The organism is Aeromonas caviae (assembly GCF_000819785.1).
GTDB classification, from domain to species: Bacteria; Pseudomonadota; Gammaproteobacteria; order Enterobacterales; family Aeromonadaceae; genus Aeromonas; species Aeromonas caviae.
In genome coordinates, this window is record NZ_CDBK01000065.1 from 22,765 (window position 1) to 44,614 (window position 21,850).

16 protein-coding genes are annotated in these 21,850 nt (G+C 62.8%); 6 read left to right on the forward strand and 10 right to left on the reverse strand.

Annotated features, from left to right (window positions below; genetic code table 11):
- Positions 1-170: 170 nt before the first annotated feature.
- From BN1120_RS09925 to BN1120_RS09955, 7 genes are all read right to left on the reverse strand, one after another.
- The gene (locus tag BN1120_RS09925) at positions 171-728 is read right to left on the reverse strand and encodes an Lcl C-terminal domain-containing protein (protein ID WP_042015916.1); all 558 of its coding nucleotides are present in this window, start codon (positions 726-728) and stop codon (positions 171-173) included.
- Positions 725-2,092: an Lcl C-terminal domain-containing protein gene (locus BN1120_RS09930; protein ID WP_042015918.1), complete on the reverse strand. Its 1,368-nt coding sequence runs from the start codon at positions 2,090-2,092 to the stop codon at positions 725-727. Before BN1120_RS09930 ends, BN1120_RS09925 begins: the two co-directional genes overlap by 4 nt.
- A gap of 50 nt (positions 2,093-2,142) precedes the next feature.
- Positions 2,143-4,554: a proprotein convertase P-domain-containing protein gene (locus BN1120_RS09935; protein WP_042015919.1), complete on the reverse strand. Its 2,412-nt coding sequence runs from the start codon at positions 4,552-4,554 to the stop codon at positions 2,143-2,145.
- A gap of 29 nt (positions 4,555-4,583) precedes the next feature.
- Positions 4,584-6,626 carry a prolyl oligopeptidase family serine peptidase gene (locus BN1120_RS09940; protein ID WP_042015920.1) on the reverse strand — a complete coding sequence of 681 codons (2,043 nt, stop codon included), beginning with the start codon at positions 6,624-6,626 and terminating at the stop codon, positions 4,584-4,586.
- Positions 6,626-8,764, reverse strand: a complete 2,139-nt coding sequence (locus tag BN1120_RS09945; RefSeq protein ID WP_042015922.1) for a TonB-dependent hemoglobin/transferrin/lactoferrin family receptor — start codon at positions 8,762-8,764, stop codon at positions 6,626-6,628. Before BN1120_RS09945 ends, BN1120_RS09940 begins: the two co-directional genes overlap by 1 nt.
- 281 nt (positions 8,765-9,045) lie before the next feature.
- The gene (locus BN1120_RS09950; RefSeq protein WP_042015924.1) at positions 9,046-10,893 is read right to left on the reverse strand and encodes a DUF3413 domain-containing protein; all 1,848 of its coding nucleotides are present in this window, start codon (positions 10,891-10,893) and stop codon (positions 9,046-9,048) included.
- A gap of 43 nt (positions 10,894-10,936) precedes the next feature.
- A complete protein-coding gene (locus BN1120_RS09955; protein ID WP_039038627.1) occupies positions 10,937-11,164 on the reverse strand; it encodes a YejL family protein in 228 nt (75 codons plus the stop codon).
- A 73-nt stretch (positions 11,165-11,237) separates the two neighbouring features.
- Between BN1120_RS09955 and yejK the strand changes: the two genes are divergently transcribed.
- The 5 genes from yejK (at position 11,238) to BN1120_RS09980 (ending at position 17,703) form a co-directional block, all read left to right on the forward strand.
- Complete coding sequence (gene yejK, locus BN1120_RS09960; protein ID WP_042015925.1) at positions 11,238-12,287, forward strand: nucleoid-associated protein YejK; 1,050 nt, start codon at positions 11,238-11,240, stop codon at positions 12,285-12,287.
- Positions 12,288-12,682: 395 nt separating this feature from the next.
- Positions 12,683-13,864 (forward strand): maltose/maltodextrin ABC transporter substrate-binding protein MalE, encoded by a 1,182-nt coding sequence (malE, locus tag BN1120_RS09965; protein WP_010674249.1) that lies wholly within the window; start codon positions 12,683-12,685, stop codon positions 13,862-13,864.
- Positions 13,865-13,937: 73 nt separating this feature from the next.
- Positions 13,938-15,593, forward strand: coding sequence for a maltose ABC transporter permease MalF (gene malF / locus BN1120_RS09970; RefSeq protein ID WP_042015927.1), 1,656 nt, complete (start codon positions 13,938-13,940; stop codon positions 15,591-15,593).
- A gap of 12 nt (positions 15,594-15,605) precedes the next feature.
- On the forward strand, positions 15,606-16,496 hold the full coding sequence (gene malG / locus BN1120_RS09975) for a maltose ABC transporter permease MalG (RefSeq protein WP_010674251.1): 891 nt from the start codon (positions 15,606-15,608) through the stop codon (positions 16,494-16,496).
- A gap of 70 nt (positions 16,497-16,566) precedes the next feature.
- On the forward strand, positions 16,567-17,703 hold the full coding sequence (locus tag BN1120_RS09980) for an ABC transporter ATP-binding protein (RefSeq protein WP_039038631.1): 1,137 nt from the start codon (positions 16,567-16,569) through the stop codon (positions 17,701-17,703).
- A gap of 127 nt (positions 17,704-17,830) precedes the next feature.
- On the opposite strand, the gene ppk2 is transcribed toward BN1120_RS09980, so the two are convergent.
- The gene (ppk2, locus tag BN1120_RS09985) at positions 17,831-18,661 is read right to left on the reverse strand and encodes a polyphosphate kinase 2 (RefSeq protein ID WP_010674253.1); all 831 of its coding nucleotides are present in this window, start codon (positions 18,659-18,661) and stop codon (positions 17,831-17,833) included.
- 156 nt (positions 18,662-18,817) lie between these two features.
- Between ppk2 and BN1120_RS09990 the strand changes: the two genes are divergently transcribed.
- A complete protein-coding gene (locus tag BN1120_RS09990) occupies positions 18,818-19,639 on the forward strand; it encodes an alpha/beta fold hydrolase (protein ID WP_042015929.1) in 822 nt (273 codons plus the stop codon).
- A 51-nt stretch (positions 19,640-19,690) separates the two neighbouring features.
- On the opposite strand, the gene BN1120_RS09995 is transcribed toward BN1120_RS09990, so the two are convergent.
- The gene (locus BN1120_RS09995; RefSeq protein WP_042015930.1) at positions 19,691-20,500 is read right to left on the reverse strand and encodes a MipA/OmpV family protein; all 810 of its coding nucleotides are present in this window, start codon (positions 20,498-20,500) and stop codon (positions 19,691-19,693) included.
- Positions 20,501-20,673: 173 nt separating this feature from the next.
- The gene (locus tag BN1120_RS10000; protein WP_029314318.1) at positions 20,674-21,744 is read right to left on the reverse strand and encodes an AI-2E family transporter; all 1,071 of its coding nucleotides are present in this window, start codon (positions 21,742-21,744) and stop codon (positions 20,674-20,676) included.
- Between the last annotated feature and the right edge of the window lie 106 nt (positions 21,745-21,850).

Consider the following 21,850-nt stretch of genomic DNA (forward strand, 5'->3'; position numbering starts at 1 on the left):
CGCCGCTAGACTAACCGCTCTGCCGGTTTCATGCCAGCGCTGCGGCGTGCAAAACCGCCCTGAACAGGCATCACATGACGCAATTTGATGCTTTTTTGACGGCCAGGGTCACTCTGGCGCTTCTTGCCTCGTGTCAAACAGGGGGCCGGGTGGCCCCCATGGCCAGGCTGTCACCTCACCAGCAGAACCTGTTTCGCCCAAGAGCGGGGGGCGCGCTGGGCGACGGAGCCGCTGGTGATGTCCAGGTAGGCGACGCCCTGAAGGGCCGGCACCGGGGTGGAGGACCAGAGATAGACATAGCCGTCGTTCACCTCCTTGCCATCCCCGGCCATGGCGCGGGGGAAGATGGTTTCGTTCAATGCCGGTTTGTAACAGGCGGACTCCAGAATGCTGGCGAGCTCCTTGATGGTGGGCAGGCGCCAGTCGTGATGACCACCAAAGCCATACAGGGCATGGCTCGGTTCGGAACGGATCCGTTCCGCCGTCTGCAGTGCCTGTTGCCAGTAGAGGTGGGTGGGTTCCCCCTCGCAGCTCTGGTTGCGCCAGGTCTGGCCGAGCTGGCAGCGCATCCAGGTCAGACCGGTGCCCCTGTCAGTGACGGTGCCGTTGCCGTGATCCTGGAAACGGGCGGTGGGGCTGGTACGGGGCAGGGCGTCGTCGCAGATGGCGATGGCCAGTGCCAGGGGGCTGCACAGGGTGAGCAGCAGGGTCAGAAGATACTTGTTCATCGGGTTACCTCGGCCACCAGGCGCAGTTGCAGACCGTTGGCGTCATTGCTGTTTTGAACTGGGGTGGGATAGTCGGCACCGGCGTCCTCGCCGAGGAAGATGTGGGCGATGGCGCTCAGAGGCGCGCTCTCCAGCCGGCGGGACGGGGTCAGGGTCTGGCTCCAGTAATAGCCATCGAAGCCATTGAGTCCGGTGCCGACATCGGGGAAGTAGCGCACATCCAGGGTGACGAGCTGGCCATCCTGGCGGGCGAGGGAGCCGTAGTGCTGCAAACTCATCAGCTCACGGGCGTGGGGCAGGCGCCAGTGGGTGATGCCGCACAGTTGCTGTGCATTGAGCCACTGACGGTACTGCTCCGTGGTGCAGATGGCCTCCCCTTCGGGGCAGGCGTAATCCCGCTCCTCCTGGGTCGGGTGATAGTTGTCGAACTCCCAGGCGAAGGTGCGGTGCAGATCCCTCGGACTGTCCGGATCCGCCAGCTTCTTCTCCCAGACGAGGCCGGTATTGAGATCCTCCACGCACTCCCACTCGTCGGCATTGTCCGCCAGGGGTTGCCCCTTGCCGTCCAGCTTGCGATAGCGAAGGGGCGCCTGGCCCAGGCTCGCCTCCTGGCCCGGGTGATCCGCAGGCTCCTGGTCGAGCAGATAATCCACCCCGTCCGTGTAGGTGGTGACGCCGCTGGCGGTCACCAACGCCCGGGGTTGCTGCTGCATCAGCACGGCGGCGAGTCTGGCCTGCTGGCTCAGTAGCTCGGGGCTGGCGGCAAAGTGCCGGGCGAGCTCGGGCAGCAGGGTGACAAGGCCTTGCCAGATCTGCTGGCGGCGTTCGCTGGCGGCAAAGGTGGGCAGGGTGGCCTCGTCATCAAAGGTGGCGAGGGCCAGCTCGGCGAGGGCGCGGTTGAAGTCGCCCAGCTGCGCCAGTGCCGCCAGATCTGGGCCGGGGTGAAGGGGCGCCAGGGCGAACAGCACGTCCGTCAGGGCCTGAGCCGGTGGCAGCCCGTCCGAGATACGCGTCTGCAGCAGGGTGCTGAGGGGGCTGGGGGTGAGGTGCTGGTTGTCCTGGCGCGCCGCCGGGTGGGCCAGGGGCAGGGCGGCGGGATCCGCCGGAATGAACAGCAGGGGAGTGGTGAGCAGATCAGGGTGGCGCCGGGTCAGAGTGTGGGCACCGGCCTCGCCGCTGACGGCGGGCTCATTGGCTTCGCAGCCGTCGTTCTGGTTCAGGTTGATGCACAGGGTGCCCGCAGCGGGCAGGCTGACCGTCAGGCGGTAGTCCGGCGCGGTCAGGGGAGCCTCGTCCGAACCGCCGCCACAGGCGCTGAGCAGGGGGGCCAGCAGGCAGACGATCGGGGTCATTCTCATGGTCATGGTGTGTCCTTGGAGGGGCCTTGGCCCCTCTCTTCTTTATATAGGGAGAGTCAGAGGCGACGCAGACGGCGCCACAGGGCCAGCGGCAGCAGCCAGAGCAGGGGGAAGGCCCCCCCGCCACTGCTGTCCGAGGTATCGAAGCGGATGATGCCGTCATCCGGCACGGGCACGGTGTTGCCGCACTGGGCGCCGGTACGCTGACTGATGCTCCACCCGTTCAGGAGACCCTGATTGCCCGGTTTGCTGTCCACCACCTCCAGGGTCCAGCGACCGGCCAGGGGTTCTCCTTCGAAGGCGCTGAAGGGTTGCAGGGACTGCAACTCGGTGGGGAAGACCCCTTTCAGGCTCGGCAGGGGGCTGTAACCTTTGTCCCAGATCTGGACCCGGGTGCCGGCGGGGGAGCTGAGCCAGATCTCCAGCTCATCCAGCGCCTCATGCTGCAGATCCAGGCTCAGTTGCAGCCTGTCGCTCACACGGGCATCGCTCTTCTCCAGCAGCAGGCTGGTTTCGCTCAGGCCGCGCACCTCCTCGCTCTGGGCATCGTTCAGTCGCTGAGACCGACCACTGGCCCGGCTGATGACGGGGGTGCCGATGGGCAGGGTCAGGGATTGCTGCCACTGGCGCTCGGTGGGGCTGGTACTGCTCATGGCGAGATTCACCGAGAGGCTCGCCTCGTCGCCGCAGGCGAGCGGGCTCTGGGCCAGCAGGCGCAGGGTGGTGGTCATGCTGGCACCGGCGGCCAGGGTCGCTGGTTGCCAGTTGTCAGGATCGGCCTGCAACCCGGTTGGCAGGGTGAGGGCCAGCTCGTTGAGGGTCACCTCCCCCTTGCCCGGGTTGCTGAGGGTCAGCTGCACCGACTGGCGCTGCCCCAGCGGGATGGCGCTCCCCTCGGCGAGGGCGATATTGACGGGAGCTTGCAGCAGCCCGTGCTGGCGAAATGCCTGCTCCAGCAGACGGGCATAGGCTCGCGTCGGGTAGAGACGGGCGGCAGTATCCACGGTGATCCGGGCCAGTTGCGGCATGCGAATGGCCGGCCCCAGGCCGAAGTGGGATTCGATGATGACGCGATCAAACTCGTCCCTGGCCGCCTCACCGTGCTCGGCCACCGCCGTCAGCAGGGCCTGGAACAGCGGGGTGCCCCAGAGCTGATCCCCGTTGCTGCCGTTGATGGTGCGGTGGGCGGGGTAGCGGTAGTCCGGATGGTAGCGGGCGCGCAGATCGTCGAGCTGGCGCGGGGTGCGGTCGGTGAAGCGGGCATCCCAGTTGAACACCATGGCGGGTTCGAATTGGCGACCGGCTTCGCTGCGCTGGCGATGACTGGCGGCCAGGTAGTCGCCAAAGCCCTCGCCGATGGCTCCCCAGTCACCCTCTTCCCCGAGATCTGGCAGGATGTGGTGCTGTACCCCGTGGCCGAACTCGTGCCAGATGACCATGGGATCCTCGGCATCGGGCACGCCGCTGCGACCCAGCTCCAGCCTGCGTTCGAACGGATCGTAGAGGGAGTTGTCCTGATAGCCCGCGTCCGTGTCGATGTCGAGCGCCCCGGGGATGAGCTCGGTGAAGCCGAGCGCCTTGAGGTGGCGCTGGGCGAGATCCAGATGGTAGTAGGCGTTGATGTCCGCAAAGCCGCGATCGTCCCGGGTCAGGCGAAAACCCTGCACGTCACTGCTGCTGTAGGGGGCCGATTCGGGGGCCATGACATCCACCACCCTGGCATGGGGGCCGCTCAGGCGATACTGCCCGGCTTGCAGGCTCACCGGCAGGGGAACCGGATCCTGGTAGGCGGCCTCTGCCAGCACCAGCTCATCGTGCCAGACCAGGCTGGCGTCCTGCAGGCGGGTGCGGGGATCGGGGTCGAACACCCGTGCCTGAACCTGCATATCGCCTGCGTCGGCGACATGCAGAGGGTGGGTAGTTGCCTGATCCCCGAGACGGCCAAGCTCCTGCTCCCCGTCGCAACGGGCAAACAGCTGCACCTGGCTGGCCTTGGCATTGCCAGCCTTGTGCTCGCGCACCCGCTGGCGCAGGGCAGGCACCAGGGTATCGCCGTCTCGCCAGTACCAGGCTTCGACCGGCCCCAGCGTCTCTATCTGGTTGCCGTCGGTGCGCAGGGTGGCGAGCAGGGGATCCAGGGTGCCGCTGGCATCGCAGCCGGGCGCTGTGCTCTGCAAGGGGCGCAGGTTGTGATAGAGGCGCCAGGGGCGTCCGTCCCCGTCGACACTGACGGCGGCCTGGGTGGTGGCCACCGGCAGGCCGTTCACCAGCTGGCGAAAGCTGTAATGGTGGCCGAGCAGGCTGGCCCTGTCGTAATCGGGGGCGAGGAGCACACCGAGGCGCTGCTCGAGCCAGCGCTTCGGCGTCGTGGTGAGGGGGGGTTCATCGACAAACTGCAGATCGGCCGCCAGCAGCGGTGATGAGATCAGGGTTGCCGCCAGCCAGAGGGCCAGAGAAGAGGGTTTCATGGTTCACTCCAGAAAAAGAGGGCAAGGGGTCAGTGATTGACGCCCGCCAGGGTGAGCAGGAAGGCAAACTCCTGCGCCGCACGCAGCGCCGCCGTTCGGGGGGCGCCCAGATGGCCGCCGTCGAGTTCGGTGCGCAGCAGATAGGGGCCTGTTCCCGTGCTATGGGAGCGCAGGCGGGCTATCCACTTGAGGGGTTCCCAGTAGGGCACCTGACTGTCGTGCAGGCCGCCCGTCACATAGACGGGGGGATAAGGGACCTTGTGCAGGTTGTCGTAGGGGCTCAGGCGGCGCATCGCGGCATAGTCACCCGGGATGGCCGGATTGCCCCACTCGGCGTACTCCTGCCGGGTGAGGGGCAGCTCGGGATCCTGCATGGTGCCCAGCAGGTCGACGAAGGGAACTTGCAGCACGGCCCCGGCGAATCGGGTGGGCGCCTGGTTGAGTGCCGCAGCCACCAGCAGGCCGCCGGCGCTGCCACCCATGGCAAACAGCCGGGCGGGATCGATGGCGGGATCCTGGGCCAGGGCATCGGCCACGGCGAGAAAATCATCCACGCTGTGCTGTTTGTCACGGCCACGACCCTCCCGGTACCAGGATTCGCCGAGCAGACCGCCCCCGCGCACATGGGCGATGGCGTAGACGAAGCCGCGATCCAGCAGGCTCAGCACCCGGGGCTGGTAGTAGGGACGCATGGGGGTGCCGTAAGCCCCATAGCCGTAGAGCAGCAGTGCCCTGGGGTGGGTAATGCCCTTGCGCCAGACCAGGGAGACAGGCACCTTGACCCCGTCCTTGCCCGCGATCCAGCGCCGCTCGCTCTGATAGGGAGAAGTGTCCCTGCTCTCGGGTGTCCCCTCCCAGGCGCCGGAGGCGAGATCCAGCCAGCGCTGGTGAGGTGGCTCGGCCATACCCTGACGGCGAATGAGCACCTTGTCGCTGGCCGGTTCCTGGCTGCCCTGGATCCAGGCCGTGCCTGCGCCATCGGTGAGCGGCAGGCTGTGGGTCAACGCACCCTTGGCGTCCAGCACATCGAGCCAGTCATCCCCTTCCTTGCGGTATTGCAGCACGGTGTGCCGGGCAAAGAGGCGCCACTTCTCGAGTTCCCGGCCCTCGCCGGACCAGAGCCGTTGCCACTCTCCCTTCGCCACCAGGCTCAAGTCGGCCACCTGATAGAGGCCGAGGGCGCCGTCCCGGTTGCTCTTGATCAGCACCCTGTCCCCCAGGGTATCCAGGTAGTATTCGAGGCCGCGCTCGCGCCCCTTGAGCAGGTCGGCCCGACCCGCGTCCAGCAGGTATTGCTCCGAGCTGTCGTGGTTGTTGCTTTGCAGCACCAGGTGGCGGCGATCCGTGGTGCGATAGAGGCCGAGCAGCCAGGCGGGATCGCGCTCCTCATACACCAGGGTCTCCTTGCCATCCTGCCAGGCCAGCAGTTGCCAGGGGCGCAGGGTCTGGTGCTCGTTGGCGAGGGTGTAGAGGGTCTTGCCATCCAGACTCCAGAGCAGATCGCCGGCGCGGTGAGGCAAAGAGGCCAGTGTCTCGCCACTCGCCAGATCCAGCAGGGTGATGCGGTAGTCCCGATCTCCCCTGCGGTCTTCGGCCAGGGCAAGCAGTTGCCCGCCCGGGTGCAGGGCCCAGGCGGCGAGCTCGTAATACCCCTCGGCAGGTTGGCGGGGAGCCAGCCGCTTTCGGGGGGCGGCATTGGCGTCGCTGCGTTGCCACAGGCTGCCGTCCGCCTCCATGCGCCACTGGCTGCCAGCCTGGCTCAGCCAGTCGTCCGGCACGGGTTCGCCCCGCTCCCGGCCCTGCCACTCCGTCTGCAGGCGCTGTACCAGTGGCGTCTGGTCGGCGAGCTGCTGCTCGGTCCAGCGGTTCTGCTCGCGCAGCAGCGTCAGGAGGGCGGGATCCTGGCGGCTGTCGTCACGCCAGCCACCATAGGGATCGAGACGGGTTATCTCCCCCTTCATCAGTTGCGGGCGCTCGGGGATGAGGGGCGCGGCCTCCAGGGTTGCCTCAGGCAGGGGAGAGGCGGGGACCGGCGTGGCCAGCAGGCTGGCCAGGATCAATAGGCTGTGCATCAGATCCCCACGAAGGTGTAGCGCAGGCTGGCACTCAGGGTGCGGCCGCTCTGGGTGAAGAGGGAAGCATCGGTCCCGGCTTCCAGCCCGGCCACATCCTGATAGCGGGTGTAGCGGGTGTCGAACAGGTTGTCGAGCTTGAGGTTGACCTTGAGGGCGTCGGTGACCAGCCAGTCGGCCGTCAGGGCGAAACTGAGCCAGCCGGCACTTTCGAGGCAGTCCCCCTGGCGGCCGGTCAGGCTGTTGCCGCAGGTGGGCACCCGGTTCATGGCGGCGGCATAGTCCGCCTGAATGCCCAGACTCCACTCATTGGCCTGATAGCTCAGACGGGTGTTGCCCTCGAGGGGCGTCAGGGTGCGCAGCGCTTCACCTTTGTTGTCCTCGCCATCGACCCAGCCGAGCTTGGTGGCGAGCTCCCACTCCTGGGTCAGCCAGTAGCTGGCGGCGAGTTCGGCCCCCCAGGTTTCGGCCTTGGCGACGTTGCGATATTGGCGCAGGATGACGCCATCGCTCAGGCGCAGCCCCACCTCGCGCCAGTCGATGAAGTTGTAGTAGCGGTTGTAGAAGAGCGCTGGCTTGATGCTCCAGTTGTCCCCCTCGCCACTCAGCCCCCACTCGATGCTGTGGCTGGTCTCCTCCTTGAGCCCTGTGTTGGCGATGATCTCGAAGGGCGGCAGAGCGAAGTAGTGGGGGATGTTGCCGTACACCTTGTCGTAGGAAGGCGCCCGGAACCCGTTGGCATAGCTGAGCCAGCTGCGCCACTGGTCGTTGAAGCGGTAGCTGGTGGCCAGGCTCGGGGAGAGGTGCCAGCTGTGGTTGCTGTCGTGGCTGCCGTCCAGCGGCGTGAGCCACTGGTGATCCATGCGCAGGGTGGGGGTGAACTGCCACTGGCCCAGGCTGGCCACGTCGCCGAGCCAGACTCCGGCCCTGTCGGTACGGGCGCGGCTGAAGGGGGCGGACTGGCCGGGTTGGGGAATGCCGGCCTCCAGACTCAGCTTCTCCACCGGCCGCTCGTGGGTGGTGCGCTCGAGCTCGATGCCGTAACTGAGCTGATGGGCGAGATGGCCGGTGGCGAGATCCCGGCGCACATCCAGCTCGGTACCGATCCTGTCTTCGGTGAAGGTGGCGAGTTCCCGTTCGCTGCGATAGCGCGGATAACCGCTCAGCAGATCGTTTTGCAGCAGGCTGCGCTTGTTGGCGGTGTTTTTCGAGTGATTGCCGTAGGCACTCCAGGTGAGGCTGTCGGCCAGTATTGTGTCGAGGTTGCTCGCCTCCCAGGCCAGCTTGCCCCCCTGGGTGCGTTGGCTGCCCTGCTCGTGGTACTGGCGCACCTGCCACTTGCCATCGGGCTGGGGCACTTCGCGCGGCCCCTGATCCCGCTCGGCGTTGTCCTCGAAGTAGTCGAGTTCGAGGCGCAGCAGATGATGTTCGTTCAGCTGGATGCGAGAGCTGGTGGAGGCGCTGAGGCCATCCAGATCCGCCGGGATGCGGCTCTCGTCGTAGTTGGCGGTCTCATGTCCCTGCCAGCCGGAGAGGCGCAGCAGGTGTTCGGTATCCCGTATCCGGGCGGCGCCGGTGGCGCTCAGCTTCTGCTTGTCACTGCTGCCATCGTGCAGCACCTTGCTGCTGAGATAGGCATCCTGGCCCTGAAGGTAATCTTCCGGCTGCTTGGTGCTGATGACGATGGTGCCGCCGATGGCATCGGAGCCATGGAGGGAGGAACCGGCTCCCTTGGCCACCTCTATCTGTTTGACGTCGTCGAGATCGAAGCTGAAGCGGCCCACCTTGTCGTTGAGGTCGTCGGCGCCAAAACCGTCGCTGACCCGCACCCCGTCCTTGATGATGAGCACCCGGTTGCCGCCCATGCCGCGGATGATGATGTTCTGGGGGCGGCCGGCGGAGCCGGTCACCGAGACGCCGGGTTCGTTCTTGAACACATCGGTGAGCTCGGTGGCAACCTGGCGATCCAGATCCTCCTCCGTGATGACGGTGATGGAACCGGACACGTCGGAGAGCTTCTGCTCGATGCGCTGTCCCTTGACCACGATGGTTTCCCGCCCCTTGAGTTCGGGGGGCATGTCCGTTGTGTCGACCCCGGCGGGATCGCTGGCAGCCAGCGCCGTACCGGACAGCAGCATGGGCCAGTAGTGAAGAAGTCGAATTTTCATATTTGAGAATAATTATTATTTAAGCCTGAAGGGCGTGGATTATTGCAGAGGGAGTCAAGCAGATCAATAAATGACAATCATTATCATTTTGTTTTTATGATATTGATCGAATTGAACTTTTTTGAGAGATAAATCAGTAAGGTGGTGGCATACGTTTGCGAATGACGCCATGGGAAACGGGAGGACGGGTGTGGTGCGGGCAAGAAAAAGCCCGCCATAGGGGCGGGCTCAAGGAGGTGGGCTGGCGCTGATCAGGGGGCGCGATAGAAGCGATTGAGCTCGTTCATCACCTGGATCAGGGTGCCCATGTCCGGGGTGCCGTGCTTGATGGGGCGATAGGTGTCGCGGTCCAGCAGCTCGAAGTCCCCCTGCTTGTTGAACTGGGTGATGGTGTTGCCCTGATAGATGGCGAAGTCATTCTGATCCCCCGCCAGCAGCCAGGTGCGTGTACTGGCTTCGAACAGGTTGCGCCCCGTGCTGTAGTCACGATAGGGGTTGCGTACACCCAGCATGTTCTTCATCAGGGTCGGTACCAGATCCAGGTGGCTGCTCGCCTGCGCCTGGGGCGCAGGTTCGGCACCAGGCCAGGCCAGCACCAGGGGGACCTGCACCTGATAGGTCGAGTAATTGCTGCCATAGCCCCAGCTGTTGCTCTGGGTCTCGTTGAACTCCTGACCGTGGTTGGAGGTGATCACGACGATGGTCTGATCATCAAGCCCCTGCAATTGCAGTTGGGTCAGCATCTGCTCCAGCAGTTGATCGGTATAGAAGACCGCGTTCTTGTAGCGGTTCTCCAGCTTCTGCAGGTTCTCGGGCCGATAGGCAGTGGCCGGGTTGAAGCGGGTCAACTCGGGCTGGAAGGGGCCCTTGATGCTGGCAGGCACCTGATAATCCCCCGGGCTAGAGAGATAGACCAGAGAGAACCAGGGTCTGTCCGCGGTGCGCGTGCCAAGCCACTGCTGCCAGTCGTCGATGAGCCTGCGGTCATCGGTCTGGCGGGAGACGAAGACCTGTTTGCGCAGACCTGCAAGCAGACTCTGGCGATACTGCTTGGCATCTTCCAGTGCACCGAACAGGCCGAACTGGTAGTCCTGACGCAGCATCTCGTCGAACAGCACGGGGGGGCGCTTGTCGGCCCGGATGTCCCCGTAATAGTGGCCGGGCAGCCCGTAGAAGAGGCTGAACATCCCCATGGCTTCATCATTGCCACCACTCATGTGCTGGCGGAAATTGAAGTGGTTGTCCGCGTAGCGTTGCAGATTGGGCATGTTGATGTTGTTGAGCATGTCGGCTCGCAGGGAGTCGACCACCACCACCAGCAGGTTCTTGTGATCGCTGGGTGCGCTCACGCTGAGGGGGCGCAAGGGATAGAGCAGACGGTGCTCAGCGCTTCCCTGATCTTCGGCCTTCTTCTCATACTGCTCGAGGTCGAGCCAGCCATGCTTGGCCAGGAAGCTCCTGGCGGTCATGGGGTAGGAGAGGGGGAAGTTGGCGCGCTGCATGGTGATGGGTTGATACAGGGTCGCATCCGCCCAGCTGTTGACCAGATGGGTCAGGATGAAGCAGACCAGCAGGGCTAGCCCCACCTGATTGCCGTACTGGCGGCGTTTGCGCTTGTTGATCTTGCGCCACACATAGGCCGACAGCAGCAGTTGCAGCAGGAAGATGGCGGGCACCGCCACGAAGATGATGCTCCAGATAGAGCCCTCTTCGGTCTGCGCCTGATCCAGCAGCAGTTGCCACACCTGGCCATTCAAGTGGAACTTGAACAGCTGGAACACCTGGGTGTCGATAAGCAGCAGCACCAGCGCCAGGGTGGCGATGATGGATGAAATGAAGCGCAGCGGCTTCTCCCTGGGCAGGATGAAGCTCAAGGGGAAGATGGTCAGCAGATAGGTGACGAAGCTCAGGAACGAGAAATGACCTATCCAGCTGATGACGAGATAGGTCACGCCGAGCGTGGTCGACGGCCAGCTGATGGCGCCCAGGTAACGGGTCGAGATCAGCATGGCCAGGATGATGTTGAAGAAGGAGAACCAATGCCCCCAGGTGATCAGGCGAGAGACATTATCGCGATAGGGGTTGCCGGTTTCGACCATAATGATCCATCTGCTTGAAAAACATCAAAGAATGCGAAGAAACTCAGTGCGCATCGTGGCGATGGCCCACCGAGGCGGTGAGTGCCTGGATGAACTTCTCGGTGATCGCCTGGCGCTGGGCCGGGGCCATGCCGTTGATGATGTTGGTGGTCAGGTTGCCAAGGACCATCAGACTGAGATCCACCGGTGCCTTGTGTTTCTCCAGGGCGGTGATCAGGTCGTTCATCAGGGCGTCAAACTGCTCGTTATTGTACTTTGATACGATGGGCATAATCTTGGGTTCACCTCGGTTCAAAGCGCCTTATAATACTTCACCCTTTCGGCTAACACTATGGCTTTGTGACATGAGTCTCGATATCGACAAGATCATTCTTCACTCCCTGCGGGCGGGCAACGATGGCCAGCCCCACGCCGATACCCGCAGCCAGACCCTGCCTGCCGACGAGGCGGTACAAGGGCTGATGGCGGAGCTGCATCGCATCTACAACGGCAAGGGGGGAAAGGGCTTTGGCTTCTTCGCCGATCCCGAGGCCGCCGTCGCCGAGCTGGCGGAGGGGGAAGACGCCCCCAAGCAGCCTTCCCCCGCCTTTCGCATCGCCCTGGAGCAGCTGCTGGCGGAGCAGACCGAGTTCGTCCCCTTTTCCGTCAACCTGACCCAGATGCTGGTCAAGCAGCTGGTGGAGCATGCCCTGGACGAGCAGGGGGTGTTGCTGATTGCCAAGTACAACTATGTGGGGGTGGATTACCTGATGATCGCCCTGCTGGAAGGCAAGGAGAGCGTCACCGTGAGCGAGGCGCTGGAGCTGCGCCACATCCAGTACCTGGATATCGGCAAACTCAATCTGGTGGCCCGCATCGATCTCACCGAGTGGAAAACCCAGGGGGATTCGCGTCGTTATATCACCTTCAGCAAGGGCCGGGTCGGTCGCAAGCTGGGGGATTTCTTCATGGATCTGCTGGGGGCCCGCGAGGGCATGGATGCCAAGATCCAGAACAAGGGGTTGCTGCAGGCGGTGGACGATTACTGCGACAGCCGCCAACTCGAACCGGCCGAACGCAATGACTACAAGAAGCAGGTCTTCAAATATTGCACCGAGCAGGCCAGCGCCGGCGAGGAGATCGAGATCAAGGAGCTGTCGGCGGAATTGCCCGGTGATGGGGACCTCGATTTTTACAGCTTCATCGGTCAGGAGTACGAGCTGGAGGAGCGCTTCCCGGCGGACCGTTCCACCCTGCGGGGCTTGACCAAGTTTGTGGGCTCCGGTGGCGGCCTGACCCTGAGCTTCGAGCAGAAGTTGCTCAACAACCGGGTCTTTTACGATCCCCAGACCGACACCCTGACCATCAGGGGAGTCCCGCCCAATCTCAAGGATCAATTGCTGCGCCAGTCGTAATGTGATCCAGCCGTCATTTCTTGCAAAAAGGCACCGGAGTCCGCTCCGGTGCCTTTTTATTTAAGGGGGTGATGTAGATGGAAACCACCTCAGTACTTTTGTTAACACATTGAACAAAATATCGGGAATGAAAGGGTTTTCAGTGGGGTGAAATCCCTTTCAATGACGTAAATTAATTTCCTTTCTGTAATTTAATTTCCATATCTTGGCAAAAATATGGGGATATCCCTTCCTAAGTCGCTGAAATAAGAAAATGTTTTCATAACTTTCTGGAAGAAAATACGTAATTGCATTTCAAAAATGCGAGGCGTGTCATGTGAGGCATTGACTGCTTGGGATAATATTCATCTGCACACAATGCTCTTACAGCGCGGAACTAATACAAGGAAAGGCTCATGAAAAAGAAATTGCTGTCATCCCTGATCGGTCTGGCTACCCTGGGCGTGGCCTGCTCTGCCACTGCTGCCATTGATGAAGGTCAGCTGACCATCTGGATCAACGGTGACAAGGGCTACAACGGCCTGGCCGAAGTCGGCAAGAAGTTTGAAGCCGAAACCGGCATCAAGGTCACAGTCGCCCACCCGGATCAGGTTGAAGTCAAATTCCAGCAAGCCGCCGCCACCGGCAACGGCCCGGACATCTTCTTCTGGGCTCACGACCGTTACGGTGAGTGGGTCAAGTCCGGTCTGCTGGTTCCCGTGACCCCGAATGCCGCCACCAAGGCCAAGTTCGAGCAATTCGCCTGGGATGCCATGACCGTCGATGGCAAGACCTATGGCTACCCGGTCGCGGTAGAAGCCGTCAGCCTGATTTACAACAAGGATCTGTTGCCCAACCCGCCGAAGACCTTCGAAGAGATCGCCAAGATCGACGAAGACCTGAAGAAAAATGGCAAGCGCGCCATCATGTGGGCCTATGACACCCCCTACTTCAGCTACCCCCTGGTGGCTGCCAACGGTGGTTATGCCTTCAAGAAGACCGCCACCGGCTATGACGTCAAAGACACCGGCGTGAACAACGCAGGTGCCAAGGCCGGCGTCGGTTACATCTCCGAGATGATCAAATCCGGTCACCTGGAGAAGGGCATCGACTACGGTGTGATGGACGCCAAGTTCAACAAGGGCGAAGTGGCCATGATGATCAACGGTCCCTGGGCCTGGAGCAACCTGGACAAGAGCGGCATCAAGTATGGCGTAGCCCAGCTGCCGACCCTGAAAGGCAAGCCGGCCAAGGCCTTCGTTGGCGTACTGGGTGCCACCATCAACGCCGCCAGCCCGAACAAGGATCTGGCCATCGAGTTCCTCGAGAACTACCTGCTGACCGATGCCGGTCTGGCGCCGATGAACGCCGACAAGCCGCTGGGTGCCGTGGCCCTGAAGTCCTTCCAGAAGACCCTGGAAGCCGACCCCAACATCAAGGCCACCATGCTGAACGCCCAGAACGGCGAACCGATGCCGTCCGTGCCCGAGATGAGCCGTTTCTGGTCCTCCTTCGAAACCGCCCTCAAGAACGTCACCTCTGGCCGTCAGGGTGTTGACGAAGCCCTGGATACCGCTGCCAAGCGTATCGTCCAGTAAGCATGCACTACCCGGGAGGCCTTCGGGCCTCCCACTCTCTCAATCTCTCTTGGCGCAATAAAGGTTAATTGGCATGGAAGTAGTACCTTCTATCGAATCCTATGCCGGTCCGAAGAAAGACAAGTACGTCTGGCTGAAATGGACCATGGCGGCACTGATCGCAGTGCTTAATGGTTATGCGGCCGTGATGATGTATGCCAGCGGCGAGTGGGTATTTGCCCTGCTCGATCTGGTGGTCGTATCCGTCGGTCTCTATGTCTTCATTAACAAGAAGACCTATGCCCACCGTTATATTTTCCCCGGTGTGGCAGGCATGGTTGTTTTTATCATCTTCCCTCTTGCCTACACGATCGGCATCGCCTTCACCAACTATTCGGGATCCAACTTGCTCTCCCTTGAGCAGGCACGGGATTACCATCTGAAAAAAACCTACAAGGTGACCGGCGGTGAATTCGATTTCACCCTCCTGGGTGGTGAGAACAATCAGTTTCAGCTGCTGCTGAAACAGGACGACCAATCCTTTATCAGTCAACCCCTTACCTTGCTGAACAACAAGGCGCGTACCCTGGCCGTCCGTGAAGGACGGGTCCGTGACGAGCCCCAGGTTGTTCAGTTGCAGCCTCTGGACGGGGCCACGGTCGGCGAGGCGGCACCCATTCGTGCCATCGTTGATCACCGCACCCACCTGAGTGCCCTGGATGTGGTACTGCCCGAAGGCAATATCCATCTGACCCTGAGCAGCCTGCGCAAGTTCGCCGCCCAGAAACAGCTCTATACCCAGCTGGTCGACGGCGCCGTGCTCAAGTCGGGCGTCATGATCAAGGACAGCAACCTGCTGCGTGACAACCAGAGCGGCGAGCTGATGCTGCCCAACGGTGACACCGGCTTCTACCAGTACATCGATGCGGAAGGTCACTTCGTCGGCAAGGGCGTTGCCCCCGGTTTCGTGGTGAGCGTGGGTTGGAAAAACTTCATGCGCATCATGACGGACCCGGGTATCCAGAGTCCCTTCATGCAGATCTTCGTCTGGACCGTGATCTTCTCCGCCTGTTCGGTGGCGTTCACCCTGGCGATCGGCATGGTGCTGGCGTGTCTGGTGCAGTGGGAGCAGCTCAGGGGGCGTGGTTTCTACCGGGTCATGCTGATCCTGCCCTATGCGATACCGGCGTTCATCTCCATCCTGGTGTTCAAGGGCTTGTTCAACCAGAACTTCGGTGAAATCAACCTGTTCCTGGAAGCGGCCTTCGGCATCAAGCCGGACTGGTACACCAATCCCTTCCTGGCCAAGGTGATGATCCTCATCGTCAACACCTGGCTCGGTTACCCCTACATGATGATCCTCTGCATGGGCCTGCTCAAGGCCATTCCGGAAGATCTCTACGAGGCGTCTGCCATGGACGGGGCGGGGCCGGTACAGAACTTCTTCAAGATCACCGTACCGCTCTTGATGAAGCCGCTGACACCGCTGTTGATTGCATCCTTTGCCTTCAACTTCAACAACTTCGTACTTATCCAGTTGTTGACGAACGGGGCGCCGGACATCATCGGGGCCACCACGCCGGCCGGGACCACCGACTTGCTGGTGAGCTACACCTACCGGATCGCGTTCCAGGGCTCGGGTGGTCAGGACTACGGTCTGGCCAGTGCCATCGCCACCGCCATCTTCCTCATCGTGGGTGCGCTGGCCTTGCTCAACCTGAAATTGTCCAAAGCCGACAAGCAACTGTAAGGAGGCTTCAACATGGCAATCGTACAACCCAAATCAGTCAAATACCGGGTGTGGGCAACCCACCTGGTGATGTGGGGCTTCCTGGCACTGATCATCTTCCCGCTGATCATGGTCATCGCCATCTCGTTCCGTAACGGCAACTTCTCGGTGGGGGAGATCATCCCCACCAATCCGACCCTGGATCACTGGAAGCTGGCGCTCGGCATGTCCATCACCAACGCCGATGGCAGCATCACGCCGCCGCCGTTCCCGGTGCTGACCTGGCTGTGGAACTCCATCAAGGTGGCGGGTATTACCGCCCTGATGATAGTGGTGCTCTCCACCACCTGTGCCTACGCCTTCGCCCGTCTGCGGTTCCGTGGCAAGTCCACCATCCTGCAGGGCATGCTGATCTTCCAAATGTTCCCGGCGGTGCTGGCACTGGTGGCCATCTACGCGCTCTTCAACAAGATCGGTGACTACATCCCTTGGCTGGGTCTCAACACCCACGGCGGCCTGATCCTGGCCTACATGGGGGGCATCGCCCTGCACGTCTGGACCATCAAGGGCTACTTCGAGACCATCGACTCTTCCCTGGAGGAGGCGGCGGCCATCGATGGCGCTACTCCGTGGCAGGCGTTCCGCCTGATCCTGCTGCCCCTGTCGGTGCCCATCCTGGCGGTGGTGTTCATCCTGGCCTTCATCGGCTCCATCACCGAGGTGCCCATGGCCTCCATCCTGTTGCAGGATGTGAACAATCTGACCCTGGCGGTCGGGGCCCAGCAGTACCTCTATCCGCAGAACTACCTGTGGGGTGACTTCGCCGCAGCCGCCGTGCTGTCAGGCTTCCCCATCACGGTCGTCTTCCTGCTCGCCCAGCGCTGGCTGGTGGGCGGTCTGACCGCAGGCGGCGTGAAAGGTTAACGGTTCATGGCCGGGGGAGCTGGCTCCCCCCGTCATCACGATTTGCAAAGATTCAAGAGCGGAGCTCGACATGGCTGAAGTAGTACTCAACAACGTTCGCAAAAATTACGACCCGGCTGTCCACAAGGACACCCTGCGCAGCATCAACCTCGACATCAAGGAAGGGGAGTTCATCGTCTTCGTCGGCCCGTCCGGCTGCGGCAAGTCCACCCTGCTTCGGATGATCGCGGGTCTGGAAGACATCACCAGCGGCGAGCTGACCATCGGCGGGCGCTACATGAACGACGTGCCGCCGGTGGAGCGCAACGTGGGCATGGTGTTCCAGTCCTACGCCCTCTACCCGCACATGAACATCTACGAGAACATGGCTTTTGGCCTCAAGCTCAAGAAGATGGACAAGGAGAACATCCACAAGCGGGTGATGCGCGCCGCCGAGATCCTGGGTCTCGAGCCGCTGCTGGACAGAAAGCCCAAGGCCCTTTCTGGCGGTCAGCGTCAGCGGGTGGCCATCGGCCGCAGCATAGTGCAGCAGCCGCAGGTGTTCCTGTTTGACGAACCGCTGTCGAACCTCGACGCCGCCCTGCGGGTCAAGATGCGCATCGAGATCGCCAAGCTGCACAAGGAGCTCAACTCCACCATCATCTACGTGACCCACGACCAGGTGGAGGCCATGACGCTGGCCAACCGCATCGTGGTGCTGAGCCCGCTCAAGGGCGAGGCGGCCACCAACCTGGAGCAGTTCGGCACCCCCCTCGAGCTCTACCACAACCCGGACAACAAGTTCGTGGCGGGCTTCATCGGCTCCCCCAAGATGAACTTCCTGGCGGGCGAGCTGGTGGAGATCGGCGAGCAGGAGTGCTTGGTCAAGCTCACCTCCGGCGATACCGTGCGTGCCCGGGTGGATGCCCGTCGCGGCGCGGTGGGCGACAAGGTGGAGCTGGGCATTCGCCCCGAGCACCTGGTGCCGCTGGGTCATGCCCATGCCGACAGCCGCGTGAGCGGCGTGGTGCAGGTAGCCGAACACCTGGGGGCCGAGTCCTTCGTCTACATGGACGTGGATGGTCACGACTTCACCGTCAAGGCGAGCTCCGACATCGACGTGGCCACCGGCCAGGAGTACAGCGTCGGCATCCCGGCCGAAGCCTGCTACCTGTTCGATGCCAAAGAGCAGGCGTTCCCGCGCACGGCCAAATATATCCGCGCCTGAGAGGGCGAGAGTGCCAGGTTTTCCTTTCTATACGTTCAATGCCTTTTGCCGGTCGCAAGACCGGCTTTTTATTGCCTGTCATCCGAAGCCCGGGTTCCGGCCAGCGGGTGCGGCTGGCCGGGGCCCGTCACTGCCCGTGCTTGTCTGACTCGAGGGCGGCGGTGACGTCCGGCACGAAGTGCTGGCTGGTGAGCGGCGGGCGCTCATAGCCTTCGGTCTTGATGGGAGGCAGGGTGATGGGCTCGTAGTGGATCGCCTCGTAGGGCACCTTGCCAAGGAGGTGGGAGATGCAGTTGAGGCGGGCGCGGCGCTTGTCGTCGGCGTCCACCACGAACCAGGGGCAATCCTCGGTATCCGTGTAGGTGAACATGTCATCCTTGGCGCGGGAATACTCGACCCAGCGGGAGCGGGATTGCAGATCCATGGGGCTGAATTTCCAGCGCTTGATGGGGGTGTTGATGCGCTCCTTGAAGCGTTTCTCCTGCTCTTCGTCGCTGACCGAGAACCAGTATTTGATGAGGGTGATGCCGGAGCGGATCAACATCCGCTCGAATTCGGGGCAGGCGCGCAGGAATTCGCGATACTCGTCGTCGCTGCAAAAGCCCATCACCCGTTCGACCCCGGCCCGGTTGTACCAGGAGCGGTCAAACAGCACCATCTCGCCCGCCGAGGGCAGGTGCGCCACGTAGCGCTGGAAGTACCACTGGGTGCGCTCCCGATCCGAGGGGGCGGGCAGGGCGGTGACCCGGCAGACCCGGGGGTTGAGGGGCTCGGTGATCGCCTTGATGACGCCCCCCTTGCCCGCGGCGTCGCGCCCCTCGAACAGCACCACCACTTTGAGCCCCTCCTGCTTGACCCACTCCTGCAACTTGACCAGCTCCTCCTGCAGGTGGGCGAGGTGATGTTCGTAGGTCTTCTTGTCCAGACGGGGGCGTTTCTTGCTCTTTTCCTTGGCCATCATCCTCTCCTTGGTGACTCCTCGTTGTGAGTCTCTCCAGCTTGCACCAGGCGGGCCCCCCTGCCAAGGGTGGCGTGTTACACTGCCGCCTCATCAGCCGCTGGCAACAGAAAAACAGGAAAGCCAGTTTCATCGCCGCTGGCAACAGGAGAAAACATGAAGCAGTTTATGGAGATAGCGGGCCGCCGCATGGCCTATCTGGACGAGGGGCAGGGTCCGGCACTGCTCTTTGGCCACAGCTACCTGTGGGACAGTGCCATGTGGGCACCGCAAATCGAGGCCCTCAAGGGGCAGTATCGCTGCATCGTGCCCGAGCTTTGGGGTCACGGGGATTCCGATGTGCTGCCCGAGGGGCCCTGCACCCTGGCGACCCTGGCCCGGGATCACCTGGCGCTGCTCGATGCCCTCGGCATCGACGAGTGCGTGCTGGTGGGGCTCTCCATCGGTGGCATGTGGGGCGTGGAGCTGGCGCGCATGGCGCCTGCTCGCCTCAAGGGAGTGGTGCTGATGGACAGCTTCGTCGGCCTTGAACCCCAGATCACCTGCGAGCGCTATCTCGGCATGCTGGCGATGATCGAACAGGTCGGCGCCGTGCCTGCGCCCATCGCCGATCAGGTGGCACCGCTCTTCTTCGCCCATCAACCGGACGCGGCCCTGATGGCCGGTTTCAAGACACGGCTGGCCCAATGGCCCGCCGACAAGGTGGCGAGCCTGGTGGCGGTGGGCCGCAGCTTCGTGACCCGGGAGGATCGCATCGACTGGATCGAAGAGATGAGGCTGCCCGCACTGGTGATGACGGGGTGTGAGGACAAGGCTCGCCCTGTGCTGGAGGGGTATCTGATGGCCGAGGTGCTGGGGTGCCCGTTCAAGGAGATCCCGGGGGCTGGTCACATCTCGACCCTGGAGAACCCCGCGTTCATCAACCGGGCGCTCGCCGAATTTCTCGCCGAAGTGGCAGGGTGGCACTGCGCCGGATAGCCGTAAAAAAGGAGCCATGGGCTCCTTTTTTGTTGCCCAGTCCGGATGGGGCTACCAGATGTAGCCCACCCCGAAGCCTGCATAGAGTTCTCCCTGATGCTGGACGATGGGGCTGTCCGCGATGTCGTCGTCGTAGCGTTCGTAGTTGATGCCAAAGCCGCCAATCCAGTTGGCACTGAAGCGATAGCTGCCGATGAGGGAGACCATGGGGGAGAGGGTGGTGCCCGTGTTCCACGCCGGCCTGTCCGCCCTCGCTTCGTCTTGCGAGACACCGCCGAAGTAGTAGTTGGCGAGGTTGTGGCTGCGCAGCATGACGCCGGCTCCCGGCATCAGCAGCAGGGGACCGCGGATGATGGGGAAGTTGGCCCACAGCATCAGCTCCTGACCGTTGCTGGTGCCGGTCACATCCGTGGTGGCCCGCACGCTCCAGAGGGCGTAGGGAGTGATGAGATCGGCCCCGAACCCCGCTTCGAACTGCCCCTTGCGCTTCTCCATGCCATGGAGGAAGGGATCGTCGTCCGGGTCCAGGTTGCCAAAGCGCATCCGGCCGAAGGCATAGGTCGAGAGGTTGCCATTGCGGCTCAGGTAGTAGCGGGCCCGATCCCCCAGATACATCAGGTTGTCACCAAAATAGAGGGCCCCCGGGATGGGCATCAGGGTGTCGTCCTGGTGCTGGTAACGGGCCTGACCGCCGATGACGGCCCCGCCCAGCACCAGCCCCTTGGGAATGGGGCTGTCAGGGCTGTCGCTGGAGAAGGCGCTGAGGGCCCCGATGTCGAGGTCTGCCCGGACGGGAGAACAGAACAGCAGTGCCAGAAAGGCACCCAGAGAGGCATGGCGCAGGGCAGGGAGTGGGGGCATGACAGATCCTTGTCGGTGGGTGGGCGTGGGAACGAATCAGACCGGCGTAGCAAGTCAAACGGATGTCGGTTTTCAATTAAACCCGATAAGGCAAGCATGAGCCAGCGTCACGGAAGTGCAGCTGGTGGCCGGTATCTGAAAGGGGCGAGACCCGGCCTCGCCCCTTGCCAGGGTCAGGGGGCGGGGCGGGGGAGATCTTCCCGCTTGGGCCAGGCGTTGAGCACCGCCTTGACCAGGGTGGCGAGGGGAATGGCGAAGAAGACACCCCAAAAGCCCCACAGACCGCCAAACACCAGCACGGCGATGATGATGGCCACCGGGTGCAGGTTGACCGCCTCGGAGAAGAGCAGGGGGACCAGCAGGTTGCCGTCGAGGGCCTGGATCACGAAATAGGCCACCATCAGCCAGGCGAAGTCGGGGGTCAGCCCCCACTGGAACAGGGCCACCATGGCCACCGGCACGGTCACGGCGGCGGCGCCGATATAGGGGATGAGCACGGAGAAGCCCACCGCGACCGCCAGCAGGGCGGAGTAGCGCAATCCCATCAGGGCGAAGGGCACATAGGTGGCGATGCCGACGATGACGATCTCGATCACCTTGCCGCGGATGTAGTTGATGATCTGGTCGTTCATCTCCACCCAGACCCGGTTCACCAGGGTGCGGTTGCGGGGCAGGAAGCGGCGCAGGCCCCCCATCAGCACCTGTTTGTCCTTGAGCATGAAGAAGACCATCAGGGGCACCAGGATGGCGTAGATGAGGATGGCCACCACGTTGATGAGGGAGCTCAAAGAGGCACTCACCAGTTGTTCACCGCCGGTCAGGATGCGCTGGCGAATGTTGTCGATGATGGTCTCCACCAGGCTGACGTCGATGATCTCGGGGTATTTTTCCGGCAGGGTGCGGACATAGTCCTGGGCATGGGCCAGCATGGCGGGCGCCTCCTTGGCCAGGTTGACCCCCTGGCTCACCAGCGTCGGGATGAGGCCCAGCAGCATCAGGGTCGTCACCGTGATGAACAGCAGCAGGACCAGGCTGGTGGCGACGGTGCGAGAAAGGCCGCCCCGTTGCAGGCGACTCACCGGCCACTCCAGCAGATAGGCCATCACCAGGGCCACCAGCAGCGGTGCCAGCAGATCCCCAAACAGCCAGAGCACGGCAAAGCAGAAGACCAGCAGCAGGAAGAGGGTGACGGCATCGGGGTCGGAAAAACGGGTCTGATACCAGCGCTTCAATACATCTAACATCGAGGCTTCCTTGAATGGCGGCTCACGGGGTGGGTGGCATGGGCTCGGGGGCGAGCAGGGCGTCCCGGGGGGGACGGGCAACGACGAGCAGCAGGGAGAGGCGGGC